Origin of the sequence: Pseudomonas parafulva NBRC 16636 = DSM 17004 (assembly GCF_000730645.1) — a bacterium.
Lineage (GTDB): Bacteria > Pseudomonadota > Gammaproteobacteria > Pseudomonadales > Pseudomonadaceae > Aquipseudomonas > Aquipseudomonas parafulva.
In genome coordinates, this window is sequence record NZ_BBIU01000041.1 from 1 (window position 1) to 13676 (window position 13676).

Here is a 13676-nt window from a genome sequence, read left to right on the forward strand (position 1 = left end):
CCATGCCCGTCACCTCCCTCCGCAAGCCCTTCGTTCGGCCTCCTGAAGTCGCGAAGATCAAGATCAAGATCAAAAGCCAGATCAAAAGCCAAGTCAAAAGCGAGAGTAAGAGCACGCGCGAGATTAAGTTTTGCCTGATTAAAAGGCCATGGGAATGGCGAGTGTCGGGGCGTTGACGGAATGCGGCGTAGGGCCGGGAGGGTGTGGAACTTATTTGGCGTGCTTTATAAATAGATGTTAATAATTTACAGCGTATTTTGTGAGTAAGGTTAATTACCGCTTACATACTATCGGTCGTCGTCCGGTTGAAGTTTCCAGCGTCAAGCTTGTCCTGCAACCGCCGAAGGAGGACAATTACCGGCTTCTCGTCACAACCAGCGATTTTGCATGGCCTTTCTCGCACTTGGTATCAACCATAAGACTGCCTCGGTAGACGTACGCGAGCGCGTGGCGTTTACCCCTGAGCAGTTGGTAGACGCCCTGCAGCAGCTCTGCCGCCTCACCTCAAGCCGTGAAGCGGCGATCCTGTCCACCTGCAACCGCAGCGAGCTTTACCTGGCGCAGGATCAGCTGTCCGCCGAGGACGTGCTGCTGTGGCTGGCCGACTATCACCGCCTCAGCCTGGACGAACTGCGTGCCAGCGCCTACGTGCACGAAGAGCACGACGCCGTGAAGCACATGATGCGCGTGGCCTCCGGCCTTGACTCGCTGGTGCTTGGCGAGCCGCAGATTCTCGGCCAGATGAAATCCGCGTATGCCGTGGCCCGCGAGGCCGGTACCGTCGGGCCGTTGCTCGGGCGCCTGTTCCAGGCCACTTTCAGCGCCGCCAAGCAGGTGCGCACCGACACGGCCATTGGCGAAAACCCCGTGTCGGTGGCATTTGCCGCAGTCAGCCTGGCCAAACAGATCTTCAGTGACCTGGCACGCAGCCAGGCCCTGCTCATCGGGGCTGGCGAAACCATCACCCTGGTCGCCCGCCACCTTCACGAGCAAGGTGTACGCCGCATTGTCGTGGCCAACCGTACCCTGGAACGCGCCAGTATCCTGGCCGAGCAGTTCGGTGCCCACGCTGTGCTGCTGGCTGACATCCCCCAGGAACTCGCCAACAGCGACATCGTCATCAGCTCCACCGCCAGCCAGTTGCCGATCCTGGGCAAGGGGGCGGTGGAGAGTGCCTTGAAGCAACGTCGCCACAAGCCCATCTTCATGGTCGACATCGCCGTACCCCGCGATATCGAAACCGAAGTGGGCGAGCTGGATGACGTGTACCTCTACACCGTCGACGACCTGCACGATGTGGTTGCCGAAAACCTCAAGAGCCGCCAGGGCGCCGCTCAGGCCGCCGAAGAGCTGGTTGCCGTGGGTGCTGAAGACTTCATGGCGCGCCTGCGTGAACTGGCTGCGGTGGATGTGCTGCGGGCCTACCGCCAGCAAAGCGAGCGCCTGCGCGACGAAGAACTGCAAAAAGCCCAGCGCCTGCTGGCCAATGGCGGCAACCCCGAAGAGGTGTTGGCCCAGTTGGCCCGGGGGCTTACCAACAAACTGCTGCATGCACCCAGCGTGCACATGAAAAGGCTCTCGGCCGAAGGCCGCCTTGAAGCGCTGGCCATGGCCCAGGAACTGTTTGCCCTCAACGAGGGCTCCACGGACAAATCCCCGCAATGAAAGCGTCGCTGCTGAACAAACTGGACATTCTCCAGGACCGCTTCGAAGAACTCACCGCACTGCTCGGTGATGCCGAAGTTATCTCCGACCAGACTCGCTTTCGTGCCTATTCCCGCGAATACGCCGAAGTTGAGCCGGTGTACGCCGCCTACAGAGAGTGGCGCAAGGTGCAGGCTGACCTTGAGGGCGCCCAGGCGCTGCTCAAGGACAGTGACCCGGACATGCGTGAAATGGCCGTGGAAGAAGTCCGCGAAGCCAAGGAGCAACTGGTGGTGCTGGAGTCCCAGCTGCAGCGCATGCTGTTGCCCAAGGACCCCAACGACGGGCGCAACGTGTTCCTCGAGATCCGCGCCGGTACCGGGGGCGACGAGGCGGCGATTTTCTCGGGTGACCTGTTCCGCATGTACTCGCGGTATGCCGAAAAGCGCGGCTGGCGGCTGGAAATCCTCTCCGAGAACGAGGGCGAGCATGGCGGCTACAAGGAAATCATCGCCCGCGTCGAAGGCGAGAATGTGTACGGCAAGCTCAAGTTCGAGTCCGGCGCGCACCGTGTTCAGCGTGTGCCGGAGACCGAGTCCCAAGGCCGTATCCATACCTCGGCCTGCACTGTGGCGGTACTGCCTGAGCCCGACGAACAGGCTGCCATCGAGATCAACCCTGCCGACTTGCGCGTAGACACTTACCGCGCCTCCGGCGCGGGCGGGCAGCACGTCAACAAAACCGACTCGGCCATCCGCATTACCCACCTGCCGACCGGCATCGTGGTCGAGTGCCAGGAAGAGCGTTCGCAGCACAAGAACCGAGCCCGCGCCATGTCGTGGCTGTCGGCCAAGCTCAATGACATGCAGACCAGCGCCGCACAGAACGCCATTGCCAGCGAGCGCAAGCTGCTGGTGGGGTCCGGTGACCGCTCCGAGCGTATCCGCACCTACAATTATCCACAGGGCCGTGTGACCGACCACCGTATCAACCTCACGCTGTACTCGCTGGACGATGTGCTGGCAGGCGGTGTCGAGGCCGTGATTGAACCGCTGTTGGCCGAATACCAGGCCGATCAACTGGCCGCCCTGGGGGACTGATGACCATCATCGCCAGCCTGCTGCGCAACGCGCAGTTGCCCGAGTCGCCCACCGAGCGCCTGGATGCCGAGCTGTTGTTGGCTGCAGCCATCGGCAAGTCGCGCAGCTACCTGCACACCTGGCCCGAACGCATTGTCAGCAGCGAGGCCGCGCAGACCTACGCCGGTTACCTGCAACGCCGCCGTGGCGGCGAGCCGGTTGCCTATATTCTTGGTCAGCAGGGCTTCTGGAAGATCGACCTGGAAGTGGCACCGCACACGCTGATCCCGCGGCCAGACACCGAACTGCTGGTGGAAACGGCGCTTGAGGTGCAGCCCGCGCTGCCGGCCCGGGTGCTTGACCTGGGTACCGGCACCGGTGCCATCGCCCTGGCCCTGGCCAGCGAGCGCCCGGCCTGGCAGGTGACGGCGGTCGACCGGGTACCCGAGGCCGCAGCGCTGGCCGAGCGCAACCGCCAGCGCCTTGGCCTGGCCAATGCCCGCGTGCAGTTGAGCCACTGGTTCGACAGCCTCGGCGACCAGCGCTTTGACCTGATCGTCAGCAACCCACCCTACATTCGCGCTGCAGACCCGCACCTGGGCGCCGGCGATGTACGGTTCGAGCCCAGCAGTGCACTGGTGGCCGGCGCCGACGGCCTGGATGACCTGCGCATCATCGCCGCCCAGGCACCGGCTTACTTGGTCCCGGGTGGCTGGCTGTTGCTGGAGCACGGTTATGATCAGGCTGCGGCGGTTCGCGCGCTGCTGGCCAGTCACGGTTTTGCTGATGTTGGCAGCCGCACCGACCTTGGCGGCCATGAGCGCATGACCCTGGGGCGTCTGCCATGCTGAGCGACCAGGAGCTGCTGCGCTACAGCCGCCAGGTACTGCTGTCGCAGATCGATATCGAGGGCCAGTTGCGCCTCAAGCAGAGCAAGGCGTTGATCGTCGGCCTGGGGGGGCTGGGGTCCCCTGTGGCCCTGTATCTGGCGGCGGCAGGGGTTGGGGAGCTGCACCTGGCGGACTTCGACACTGTCGACCTGACCAACCTGCAACGCCAGGTGATCCACGACAGCGCCAGCGTTGGCATGACCAAGGTCGACTCGGCCATGCAACGCTTGCAGGCGATCAACCCCGAAATCACCCTGGTTGCCCACCGGCAAGCGCTGGACGATACGTCGTTGGCCGCTGCGGTGGCGGCGGTAGACCTGGTGCTGGACTGCTCGGACAACTTCGCTACCCGCGAGGCGGTGAATGCCGCCTGCGTTGCCGGCAGCAAGCCGCTGGTCAGTGGGGCGGCCATTCGTCTTGAGGGGCAACTGTCGGTTTTCGACCCTCGCCGTGACTACAGCCCGTGCTACCACTGCCTGTATGGGGAGGGTAGCGAGGCTGAGCTGACCTGCAGCGAAGCTGGCGTGATCGGCCCGCTTGTAGGCCTGGTGGGCAGCCTGCAGGCGCTCGAGGCCATGAAGCTGCTGGCTGGCTTTGGTGAACCCCTGGTGGGCAGGCTGTTGCTGATCGATGCGCTGGGTACCCGTATTCGCGAGCTGCGGGTCAAGCGCGACCCGGCCTGCCCGGTCTGCGGCAAGCGCGATGGCTGAGGGCTCGGCGCCCATCGGCGTCATGGACTCGGGCGTGGGTGGCCTGTCAGTGCTGGCCGAGATCCGTCGCCTGCTGCCCAACGAAACGCTGTGGTATGTGGCCGACTGTGGCCATGTGCCCTATGGCGAGAAATCCCCCGATTACATCCGCAGCCGCTGCCGTCGTATCGCGGGGTTCTTCCACGAGCAGGGCGCCAAGGCCATGGTGCTGGCCTGCAACACGGCTACCGTCGCGGCAGTTGCCGACCTTCGCGCGCATTACCCGGGTTGGCCATTGGTGGGCATGGAGCCAGCGGTCAAGCCCGCTGCAGCGGCGACCCGCTCTGGGGTAGTCGGGGTGTTGGCCACAACCGGTACGCTGCAGAGTGCCAAATTTGCTGCCTTGCTCGATCGCTTTGCCAGCGACGTCCGCGTCATCACCCAGCCGTGCCCGGGGCTGGTCGAGTTGATTGAAACCGGAGACCTGGCAAGCCATGCATTGCGTGAACGGCTGCAGGGTTACGTTGAGCCATTGCTGGGCGCCGGATGCGACACGCTGATATTGGGCTGCACCCATTACCCGTTCCTGCGCCCGTTGCTGGCGCAACTGGTGCCTGCTCACGTGGCAATCATCGACACCGGCGCTGCGGTGGCGCGTCAACTGCACAGGCTTCTGGAAGGTGCAGACCTGCTGGCTACCGGGCCAGCACGCGATACGCAGCTGTGGACCAGTGGCGACCCGGCTTCGCTCTTGGGCGTGCTGCCGGTGTTGTGGGGGCAGCCGGGTAGCGTTGAACGGTTTGGGTTGTAGAAGGTAAGCGCGGCAAACGCTGCAATGCGGTTGCTTGTCACTTGCCTGGCATCGGCCAGAGGCTGGCCGGGTGCAGCACCTCGAGCACAAGCTCGGGTAGGCGCTCGGGCAACCGTTTGAGCAGTTCCTGCGCCGCAGTCTCAGCCGTCCACGCCTCAGGTATGACGGGTGCAGCCGTGACCTGGGAATCGACTGCAAGCGGCGCTACCACCGTTACATCAATCCCTTGTGCCTGAAGCGCTACGCGCTGTTCACGCACCCATTGCACCGTGTTGTTCCAGCCGGCGGCGACTTGTGTAGGTGCGTACATCTGCAATGCCGTGTATCGGCTGAATACGGCCATTACCTGAGGCGCGCTACCGCGCTCCAGCAAAGGCACCGCCGCAGCCAGGCTCAGCTGCGTGGCCAGGTGGTTGGACTCGATAAGGTGCTCGAACAGCGCATCACGGGCTATGTCACCGGCCAGGTAATCACTGGTGCCGGCATTGATGATCAGGCAATCAAGCGCCCCCCAGGCCTGCTCGAGCAACTGCCCGGCTTCAGCCGCTTCCGGTGCCCCCTGCAACAGCCCTGGCAGCTGTAGAAACCGGTCATGATGAAGGGGGGCGGCACCGGGGCAATCGCTGGCGGCAACGCGGTGCCCTTGCAGCAGCAGGTGCTCTACCAGCGCCATTCCTAGCCCGTTTGATGCTCCTGTAACCCAGAAACTACGTGAGTTAGACAAGATCGATGCCCTCTATACGACTGCTAGCGCGGGAGAGCTTTGAACGCCTCCAGTGCTCGCTGGCGACTGCTACGGAGATCTACAAGTGGACGTGGATACAGACTAGCACTGATTTTGGCAGCAGAACCGCTAGGGTCATGAATACTTTTGTCATCAAGGTCCCGCAGTTCAGGCACCCACTCACGAATGAAACGCCCCTGGGGATCGAACCGCTGCGATTGCGAGACGGGGTTGAAGATGCGGAAATAGGGCACTGAATCGGTACCGGTCGAGGCACTCCACTGCCAGCCACCATTGTTGGCCGCCAGGTCACCGTCGATGAGGTGGCGCATGAAGTGCCGTTCGCCATGGCGCCAGTCGATCAGCAAATTCTTGCTGAGAAACATGGCAGTGACCATGCGCAGCCGGTTGTGCATCCACCCGGTTTCCAGCAACTGGCGCATGGCCGCATCGATGATCGGGAAGCCCGTACGGCCTTCTTCCCAGGCCTTCAGCTCTTTGGGGGCGTTGCGCCAGGGCAATGCCTCGGTATGGGAGCGGAATGCACGGTGACGCGACACCTGTGGGTAACCGGTCAGGATGTGTTTGTAGAACTCGCGCCAGATCAGCTCGTTGATCCAGGTCTGCACACCTGGGTTGCCACTGTCGAACTCGCCATGGTTGCTGGCCAAGGCGCCGTGCAGGCATTGGCGGGGCGAAATCACGCCAGCTGCCAAGTAGGCGGAAAGGCGGCTGGTACCAGGCTTGGCCGGCAGGTCACGCAAATGTTCATAATCCACGATGGTTTCGTCGGCGAACCGTGACAACCGTTCCTGTGCTTCGGTTTCCCCGGCAGGCCAAAGGTCTCGCAGGGACTTGGCCGGCTTATCGAAGCCGTCTACATGCTGCGGGATGGGGTCGCTGCTGATCGACAGGGCCGCCTGGCGTTTCACCCGCGGCGCCAGTGACGGCAGCCCACGGTGCAGGTGCTCCAGGCAGTTCTTCTTGAATTGGCTGAACACCTGAAAGTAGTCGCCGCTTCGTGTCAGTACGGTGCCCGGGCGGAACAACAACTGGTCCAGGTGGCTGTGGGCCTGAATATCGGAACGCTCCAGCAAGGCCCTGGTTGCGTCATCGCGGCGCTGCTCGTGGATGCCGTATTCCTCGTTCCAGTGCACGCTTTGCACGTGGTGCTTGCGACATACCTGCAGTACGGCGTCCGGTGCCTGGTCCCAGGTGTCGACCTTGCGAATCAACAACGGAATATTCAACGCTTCGAGCGACTGGCGCAGTTCACGCAGGTTGCGCAGCCAGAAGTCGACCTTGCACGGGGCGTCGTCGTGGGCCAGCCATTGTTCGGGGCTGACAAGCCAGAGGGCGAGGGTAGGGCCGCGCTCACTGGCGGCGCTGAGTGCGGTGTTGTCATCGGTGCGCAGGTCGCTGCGTAGCCAGGTCAGGTGCATGGGCTAACGAATTCTCCGGGCTGGCGGCTATGGGTTCTGAAGCAGTCGCAAGGCAGTTTGCGGGGTGTCGAACAGGGCAAGGTTGGGTAAGTCGAGGTGGCTCAGTTGCGCTTGATGCAACGCCACCAGGCTACCGCCAGCGAGTGTCGGCACACCCAGTCCATGCAGCGAACGCTGCAGGGCCCTGGCATCGATGCGGGGCCCCAGGTGCAGCAATACGGCACGTGGGTGCAGCGTCGCCACTGCGCTTTGCAGCTGCGCGCCGGCCAGCGCCTGTTCGAGCACTTCCACGGCAAACCCGTTGCTGGTAAGCAGCCAGGCGCACAACCACAGCTCAGGGTTGAATGCACGATCGCTGTCTTCGGCCAGCAGCACCGCCGGGCCCTGCAGCAACTGATTGTCATGGTAGACGCGCGCGCCCAGCTTGCTGCGCAACCAGGTATGGAAGAACGCCTGTTCCAGGCGTGCGTTGAAATAGGTGCGCCAGCGAAGCTCCAGGTGGTTCAGCAAGGGGAGCAGCAGCTGTTCGCACAGGGTCACGGCCGGGTACAGTGCCATCGCCTGATTGAGCTGATGGTCAAGGGTGCGCTGGGACAGGTTGGCAATGGCCTCCAGCATCTGCACCTGCCTGGCTTGCCAGTCGCTCTGGGGCGGCGTACCCAGCGGTTTGTCGAGCAGCTCGCCCACCTGGCTGACCGACGCGCCGCGCTGTAGCCAGGCCAGGATCGATTCAACGCGCTCGACCTGTTCCACCGGGTACAAGCGATGCCCCTTTGGCGTACGTTGGGGCTTGAGCAGCCCGTAGCGGCGCTCCCAGGCACGTAAGGTAACCGGGTTGACGCCAGTGCGGCGGGCCAGCTCACCGATAGGCAACAGTACTTCAGACCGCATTGCGCAGCCCCAGGCTTTCAGGGTGCGGCTGCAGGTACGCCTGCTGCTGCAGATACGGGTCGGGGTGGTTGCGCAAGTGGTGCTTGAGCAGGGTCAGCGGCACGACCAGGGGTACGACCCCTTGCTGGTATTGGCCGATCAGTTCCTGTAGCTCGCTTTTGTCCGAAGGCGTAAGGGCATCCTTGAAGTAACCGCTCAGGTGCTGCAGCACGTTACTGTGAGTGCCGCGGCTGGCGCAGCGACGCAATGCCTGCATCAGCTCGGAGAAATACTGCGGGCCCACCACCAGCGGATCATCGTCCTTGCTCAGGGTACCCAGCATGCGCCCCAGGGTTCGGTAGGCCTGGGGGTTATTGGCCATCAACAGGTACTTGTAGCGCGAATGGAAATTGACCAGCGCCCCGCGGTTCAGGCCTTCGGCCAGTACTCGCTGCCAGTCGGCGTAGGCATACACACGGCTGATGAAGTTTTCACGCAACACGGGGTCATGCAGGCGGCCTTCTTCTTCCACGGGCAGGTCAGGCCGGCGTTCGCAAAATGCCTGAGCGTAGGCACCGCGCCCGCTGTGGAAGGCGGGGTGGCCGTTGTCCTGGTACACCTTTACCCGCTCCAGGCCACACGAGGGGGACTTCTGCATGAAGATATAGCCGCAGATGTCGTCAAGCTCGTTGGCCATTTGCTCACCATAGGTGCGCAGGGGGCCGGTGAGGTCCATGCCGGGGTTGCGCGTGCCCACCACTTCAGGGTGATCCGGGTTACCGACCAGGCGGATCGGGTCCCTGGGCACACCCAGGCCGATGGCAACCTCGGGGCATACTGGGGTCCATTCGAAATGCTCTTCCAACTGAGTACGGCACAGGTCGGAGGCCTTGTGGCCACCGTTATAGCGAACGCTGTGCCCGGTCAGGCAGGCGCTGATGGCGATGCGTGGCTTGTGGTGGGTTGCAGGGTCGTGCATGGCTGCCTCCGTTAAACCTGTACGTGAATTTAACCTTGTACAAGTTTATTCCAGCACATCGCTGGCTTCATTGAAACCAGTATTTTGTATATACGCCTTCACTCCAGGTGCTCGAGCAGGCGTCTTGCAGCCTCCTGGCCACTGAGCCAGGCGCCCTCCACGCGCCCCGACAGGCACCAGTCACCGCAGGCGTACAAGCCTTGGTCGGCGTCGGCCAGGGCACCCCATTCATGGTTGCCACCTGGGCGTGCATACAACCAGCGGTGTGCAAGGGCGAACGTCGGTGCAGGCACCACGCAGCCTACCAGCTCGGCGAATTCGCCCCACAGCTGCTCTACCACCTCGTCCTTGGCCAGGTCGATATGTTGCCGGCTCCACGTGGAGGTGGCATGCAGCACCCAGGTGTCCAGCTGCTCGTCACGGCCGGGTTTGCTGCGGTTGCGGGCCAGCCAGTCGAGCGGGTTGTCCTGCACGAAGCACCCTTGCATAGGCGTCTCCAGGGTTGCCTGGAAACCGAGTGCAACGGCCCAGGTGGGCTCCATCTGCACGCCTGCCGCGACGGCGGCGAGCTTGGGCGTGGCCGCCAGCAAAGGCGTAGCCTGGGGGGCCGGTACCGCGATGATTACCCGGCTGTAGGGCCCATGGCTGCACCCCTCGGTGTCCTGCAGGTGCCAATACTGCTTGCCGCGAAACACTTCGGCGATGCGGCAACTGAAATTCACCGTCATGTCTGTCAACAGGCCGCGAGTGATCGCACTCATGCGCGGCACGCCCACCCAGCGGGTCTGCTCATCCGGGGAGGGCGTCAGTTGGCCATCGCGGTAGTTGTACAGTTGGGGTTTCCACTGGGCGGCCCAGCCGGCCGCCACCCACTGCTGCACCTGGTCGACGAAGCGACGGTCGCGGGCGGTGAAGTACTGCGCGCCCAGATCAAGGGCGCCAGCCTCGCTGCGTTTGCTGGCCATGCGCCCGCCACTGCCGTGCCCCTTGTCGAACAGGTGCACGGTCTGCCCGGCCTTCTGTAGCGCCTGAGCGGCGGACAGGCCAGCGATTCCGGCCCCGATGATGGCAATAGGTACAGTCATGATGGCCTCTCAAACCTTGCTATGAGCAGACTACGCTGTCAGGCAAACCTGTACAATCCAGAAAATCTGTATAAGGTTATTCCGCTTCCACGGAAAGGTTGGCCTATGTTTATCGGAGAGCGTCGGGTCCAAAAAGTGCCTTGATGTTAAAAATAGACCACCGCCATATTCTGCGAGGACACAGCCATGCACATATTGCTGACGGGCGGCACCGGATTGATTGGGCGGCATCTGTGCCGTCACTGGCTTGCACAGGGCCATCGGCTGACGGTATGGAGCCGCCGCCCGGACCAGGTGCCTGCGCTGTGCGGCAAGGGGGTACGGGGTATCGCTCGGCTGGAGCAGTTACCCGCCGATGAACCGCTGGACGCCGTGGTCAACCTTGCCGGTGCGCCCATCGCTGATCGGCCCTGGACAGCGTCCCGGCGCAGCGTGCTGTGGGCCAGCCGTATCACCCTGACCGAACAGTTGCTGGCGTGGCTGGGTAGCCGCGAACAACGGCCGCAGGTATTGATTTCCGGTTCCGCGGTGGGTTGGTATGGCGATGGCGGCGAACGTGAGCTCACCGAGGAATCCCCGCCAGTACGGGAAGACTTTGCCAGCCAGCTGTGCATTGCCTGGGAAGAAACCGCCCAACGTTCCCAGGCCCAGGGTATTCGTGTGGTACTGGTGCGCACCGGGCTGGTGCTGGCCAGCGATGGCGGGTTCCTGTCACGTCTGCGCTTGCCGTTCAAGCTGGGCCTGGGTGGCCCGTTGGGTAACGGCAGGCAGTGGATGCCGTGGATCCATATAGACGACCAGGTCGCCCTGATTGATTTTCTGTTGCAGCATGGCGAAGCCAGCGGTCCTTATAATGCCTGCGCCCCTGAGCCGGTGCGCAACCGTGACTTTGCCCGGGCGCTGGGCAAGGCGTTGCACCGCCCCGCGGTGCTGCCGGTACCTGCACTGTTGCTCAAGGCTGGGCTAGGTGAAATGTCCAGCCTGCTGCTGGGCGGCCAGCGGGCACGCCCGGCGCGCTTGCTGGCTGCAGGCTTCAGCTTTCGCTTCAACGATCTGCAATCGGCGCTGGGCAACCTGTCCAGCCGCCTCTGACTAAGGATGTTGCATGACTGATCACGCCCTGTTGCTGGTCAACCTGGGTTCACCGGCCTCCACCTCGGTAGCCGACGTGCGCCGCTACCTGAACCAGTTTCTGATGGACCCGTATGTGGTCGACCTGCCCTGGCCTATCCGCCGCCTGCTGGTATCGCTGATCCTGATCAAGCGGCCCGAGCAGTCTGCCCATGCCTACGCCTCTATCTGGTGGGATGAAGGCTCGCCACTGGTGGAGCTGACCCGCCGCTTGCAGGCGGCGATGGTCGAGCACTGGCCCCACGGCCCGGTAGAGATTGCCATGCGCTATGGCCAGCCGGCCCTGCCAGACGTGCTGGAGCGGCTGGCCGCGCAAGGCGTGCGCAAGGTGACCCTGGCGCCGCTGTATCCACAGTTCGCCGACAGCACCGTCACTACGGTAGTTGAGCTTGCCAAGGACACCATCACCGAGCGCCACCTGCCCCTGCAGATGCGCGTGCTGCAGCCGTTCTATGATCAGCCGGACTACATCGATGCGCTGGTGGCCAGCGCACGGCCGTATCTGCAGCAGGATTACGACCACGTGCTGCTCAGCTTCCATGGCCTGCCAGAGCGGCACCTGAAAAAACTCTACCCCAAGGGCACCCGGCATGACTTGCGGGCAGCCGACTGTTGCGAGGGGGCCAGTGCTGAGGTGCAGGCGGTGTGCTACCGCGGCCAGTGCCTGGCTACTGCCAAAGCCTTTGCGCGCAAGATGGGCATACCCGATGGCAAGTGGTCGGTGTCGTTCCAGTCGCGGTTGGGCCGGGACAAATGGATTGAGCCGTACACGGAAACGCGCCTGGACGAACTGGCCAAGGCCGGTGTGAAGAAGCTGCTGGTGATGTGCCCGGCCTTCGTCGCCGACTGCATCGAGACGCTGGAGGAAATCGGCATGCGTGGCAGCGAGCAGTTCATCGAGGCAGGCGGGCGTGAACTGGTGCTGGTGCCCTGCATGAACGACCACCCGGAGTGGGCGAGGGTGCTGGCAGACCTGTGTGACAAGGCCTGACAATCGGGGTATGGCAGGCCCTGTTGCCGCTGAGCGCGCCGCAGGGCCTGTGGGTTTATTGTTGCCTCAAGGCAACTGGTCATCCAGTTTCTTGTGCTTCCAGGCGTCGTTGCCCGGCAGGATCAGGTTCAGTGCAATAGCCACGATGGCGCACAGGGCGATGCCCTTCAGGCCCCAGTCATCCGGCCCGTCACCCGTGCCCACCAGCACGCCGCCGATACCGAACACCAGCGTCACCGAAACGATCACCAGGTTGCGCGCCTCGGCCAAGTCGACCTTGTGGCGGATCATGGTGTTCAGGCCCACGGCGGCAATGGAGCCGAACAGCAGGCACAGAATGCCCCCCATCACAGGGATCGGGATGCTTTGCAGCAGGGCGCCGAACTTGCCGATGAAGGCCAGGGTGATAGCGAACAGCGCAGCCCAGGTCATGATCTTCGGGTTGTAGTTTTTGGTCAGCATCACCGCGCCAGTCACCTCGGCGTAGGTGGTGTTGGGCGGCCCGCCAAACAGGCCGGCTGCTGTGGTGGCCAGGCCGTCACCGAGCAGCGTGCGGTGCAGCCCGGGCGTTTTCAGGTAGTCACGGCCGGTCACGCTGCCCACCGCGATAACGCCACCAATGTGTTCGATTGCCGGCGCCAGGGCGACCGGGACGATGAACAGGATGGCCTGCCAGTTGAACGCCGGAGCGGTGAAGTTGGGCAGCTCCAGCCAGGGTGCAGCGGCGATCTTGGCGGTATCGACCACGCCAAAGGCAAACGACAGGGCAAACCCCACCAGCACACCCGCAATGATCGGCACCAGGCGGAAGATGCCTTTGCCGAATACCGCCACGATCAGGGTGGTGAGCAACGCTGGCATGGAGATAAGCATGGCGGTTTTATAGGGCAGCAGCACGCTGCCATCGCCAGCCTTGCCCATTGCCATGTTGGCCGCGATCGGTGCCATGGCCAGGCCAATGGAGATGATCACCGGGCCGATCACCACGGGCGGTAGCGTGCGGTCAATGAAGCCGGTGCCTTTGATTTTTACCATCAGCCCCATGAAGGTGTACACGAAACCCGCGGCCATCACGCCGCCCATGGTTTCGGCCAGGCCAAACTGGCCTTTGGCGAGGATGATGGGGGTGATGAAGGCAAAGCTGGAGGCCAGGAACACAGGTACCTGGCGGCCGGTGACCAGCTGGAACAGCAGCGTGCCGATGCCAGCGGTGAACAGTGCGACGTTCGGGTCCAGGCCGGTGATCAAGGGCATCAGCACCAGCGCGCCGAATGCCACGAAGAGCATCTGCGCGCCCGAAACGACCTGGCGCCAGAGCGGGTCGTTGAAGCCGTCCTGCAT

General features: G+C 63.3%; 12 protein-coding genes and 1 pseudogene. 7 read left to right on the forward strand and 6 right to left on the reverse strand.

The features are described 5' to 3' along the window. The first annotated feature begins 387 nt into the window (after positions 1–387). Genes hemA through murI form a run of 5 tightly spaced genes read left to right on the forward strand, consistent with a single transcriptional unit; the run spans position 388 to position 5113 of the window. Positions 388–1665, forward strand: coding sequence for a glutamyl-tRNA reductase (gene hemA / locus PPA02S_RS20825; RefSeq protein WP_028631686.1), 1278 nt, complete (start codon positions 388–390; stop codon positions 1663–1665). Then, positions 1662–2744: a peptide chain release factor 1 gene (prfA, locus tag PPA02S_RS20830; protein ID WP_028631685.1), complete on the forward strand. Its 1083-nt coding sequence runs from the start codon at positions 1662–1664 to the stop codon at positions 2742–2744. The genes hemA and prfA overlap by 4 nt, the downstream gene beginning before the upstream one ends. After that, positions 2744–3574: a peptide chain release factor N(5)-glutamine methyltransferase gene (gene prmC, locus PPA02S_RS20835; RefSeq protein WP_028631684.1), complete on the forward strand. Its 831-nt coding sequence runs from the start codon at positions 2744–2746 to the stop codon at positions 3572–3574. Before prfA ends, prmC begins: the two co-directional genes overlap by 1 nt. Beyond that, the gene (locus PPA02S_RS20840) at positions 3568–4323 is read left to right on the forward strand and encodes a molybdopterin-synthase adenylyltransferase MoeB (RefSeq protein WP_028631683.1); all 756 of its coding nucleotides are present in this window, start codon (positions 3568–3570) and stop codon (positions 4321–4323) included. Before prmC ends, PPA02S_RS20840 begins: the two co-directional genes overlap by 7 nt. After that, positions 4316–5113: a glutamate racemase gene (murI, locus tag PPA02S_RS20845; protein ID WP_028631682.1), complete on the forward strand. Its 798-nt coding sequence runs from the start codon at positions 4316–4318 to the stop codon at positions 5111–5113. The genes PPA02S_RS20840 and murI overlap by 8 nt, the downstream gene beginning before the upstream one ends. Positions 5114–5150: 37 nt before the next feature. Here the strand turns inward: murI and PPA02S_RS20850 are convergent, their stop codons facing one another. From PPA02S_RS20850 to PPA02S_RS20870, 5 genes and pseudogenes are all read right to left on the reverse strand, one after another. Further along, positions 5151–5837 carry an SDR family NAD(P)-dependent oxidoreductase gene (locus tag PPA02S_RS20850; protein ID WP_028631681.1) on the reverse strand — a complete coding sequence of 229 codons (687 nt, stop codon included), beginning with the start codon at positions 5835–5837 and terminating at the stop codon, positions 5151–5153. Positions 5838–5860: 23 nt separating this feature from the next. Then, entirely contained in the window at positions 5861–7279 is a 1419-nt protein-coding gene (gene phrB / locus PPA02S_RS20855; RefSeq protein ID WP_028631680.1) for a deoxyribodipyrimidine photo-lyase, read from the reverse strand. Further along, positions 7270–8170 (reverse strand): annotated as a pseudogene (locus PPA02S_RS20860) (MerR family transcriptional regulator). Before PPA02S_RS20860 ends, phrB begins: the two are co-directional and overlap by 10 nt. Next, positions 8160–9128: a YbgA family protein gene (locus PPA02S_RS20865; RefSeq protein WP_028631679.1), complete on the reverse strand. Its 969-nt coding sequence runs from the start codon at positions 9126–9128 to the stop codon at positions 8160–8162. The pseudogene PPA02S_RS20860 and the gene PPA02S_RS20865 overlap by 11 nt, the downstream one beginning before the upstream one ends. 98 nt (positions 9129–9226) lie before the next feature. Beyond that, entirely contained in the window at positions 9227–10213 is a 987-nt protein-coding gene (locus PPA02S_RS20870; RefSeq protein ID WP_028631678.1) for an NAD(P)/FAD-dependent oxidoreductase, read from the reverse strand. A 186-nt stretch (positions 10214–10399) separates the two neighbouring features. Here PPA02S_RS20870 and PPA02S_RS20875 point away from each other — a divergent pair, with 186 nt between their 5' ends. After that, a complete protein-coding gene (locus PPA02S_RS20875; protein ID WP_028631677.1) occupies positions 10400–11305 on the forward strand; it encodes a TIGR01777 family oxidoreductase in 906 nt (301 codons plus the stop codon). Between the two features lie 13 nt (positions 11306–11318). Continuing rightward, entirely contained in the window at positions 11319–12335 is a 1017-nt protein-coding gene (hemH, locus tag PPA02S_RS20880; RefSeq protein ID WP_028631676.1) for a ferrochelatase, read from the forward strand. A gap of 66 nt (positions 12336–12401) precedes the next feature. On the opposite strand, the gene PPA02S_RS20885 is transcribed toward hemH, so the two are convergent. Next, a complete protein-coding gene (locus PPA02S_RS20885) occupies positions 12402–13676 on the reverse strand; it encodes a uracil-xanthine permease family protein (protein WP_028631675.1) in 1275 nt (424 codons plus the stop codon).

Excerpts from the sequence above, each read along its gene's own strand:
- hemA (WP_028631686.1), top strand. The coding sequence starts at position 388 with ATGGCCTTTCTCGCACTTGGTATCAACCATAAGACTGCCTCGGTAGAC.
- prfA (WP_028631685.1), top strand. The coding sequence starts at position 1,662 with ATGAAAGCGTCGCTGCTGAACAAACTGGACATTCTCCAGGACCGCTTC.
- prmC (WP_028631684.1), top strand. The coding sequence starts at position 2,744 with ATGACCATCATCGCCAGCCTGCTGCGCAACGCGCAGTTGCCCGAGTCG.
- PPA02S_RS20840 (WP_028631683.1), top strand. The coding sequence starts at position 3,568 with ATGCTGAGCGACCAGGAGCTGCTGCGCTACAGCCGCCAGGTACTGCTG.
- murI (WP_028631682.1), top strand. The coding sequence starts at position 4,316 with ATGGCTGAGGGCTCGGCGCCCATCGGCGTCATGGACTCGGGCGTGGGT.
- phrB (WP_028631680.1), bottom strand. The coding sequence starts at position 7,279 with ATGCACCTGACCTGGCTACGCAGCGACCTGCGCACCGATGACAACACC.
- PPA02S_RS20865 (WP_028631679.1), bottom strand. The coding sequence starts at position 9,128 with ATGCACGACCCTGCAACCCACCACAAGCCACGCATCGCCATCAGCGCC.
- PPA02S_RS20870 (WP_028631678.1), bottom strand. The coding sequence starts at position 10,213 with ATGACTGTACCTATTGCCATCATCGGGGCCGGAATCGCTGGCCTGTCC.
- PPA02S_RS20875 (WP_028631677.1), top strand. The coding sequence starts at position 10,400 with ATGCACATATTGCTGACGGGCGGCACCGGATTGATTGGGCGGCATCTG.
- hemH (WP_028631676.1), top strand. The coding sequence starts at position 11,319 with ATGACTGATCACGCCCTGTTGCTGGTCAACCTGGGTTCACCGGCCTCC.
- PPA02S_RS20885 (WP_028631675.1), bottom strand. The coding sequence starts at position 13,676 with ATGCAGGACGGCTTCAACGACCCGCTCTGGCGCCAGGTCGTTTCGGGC.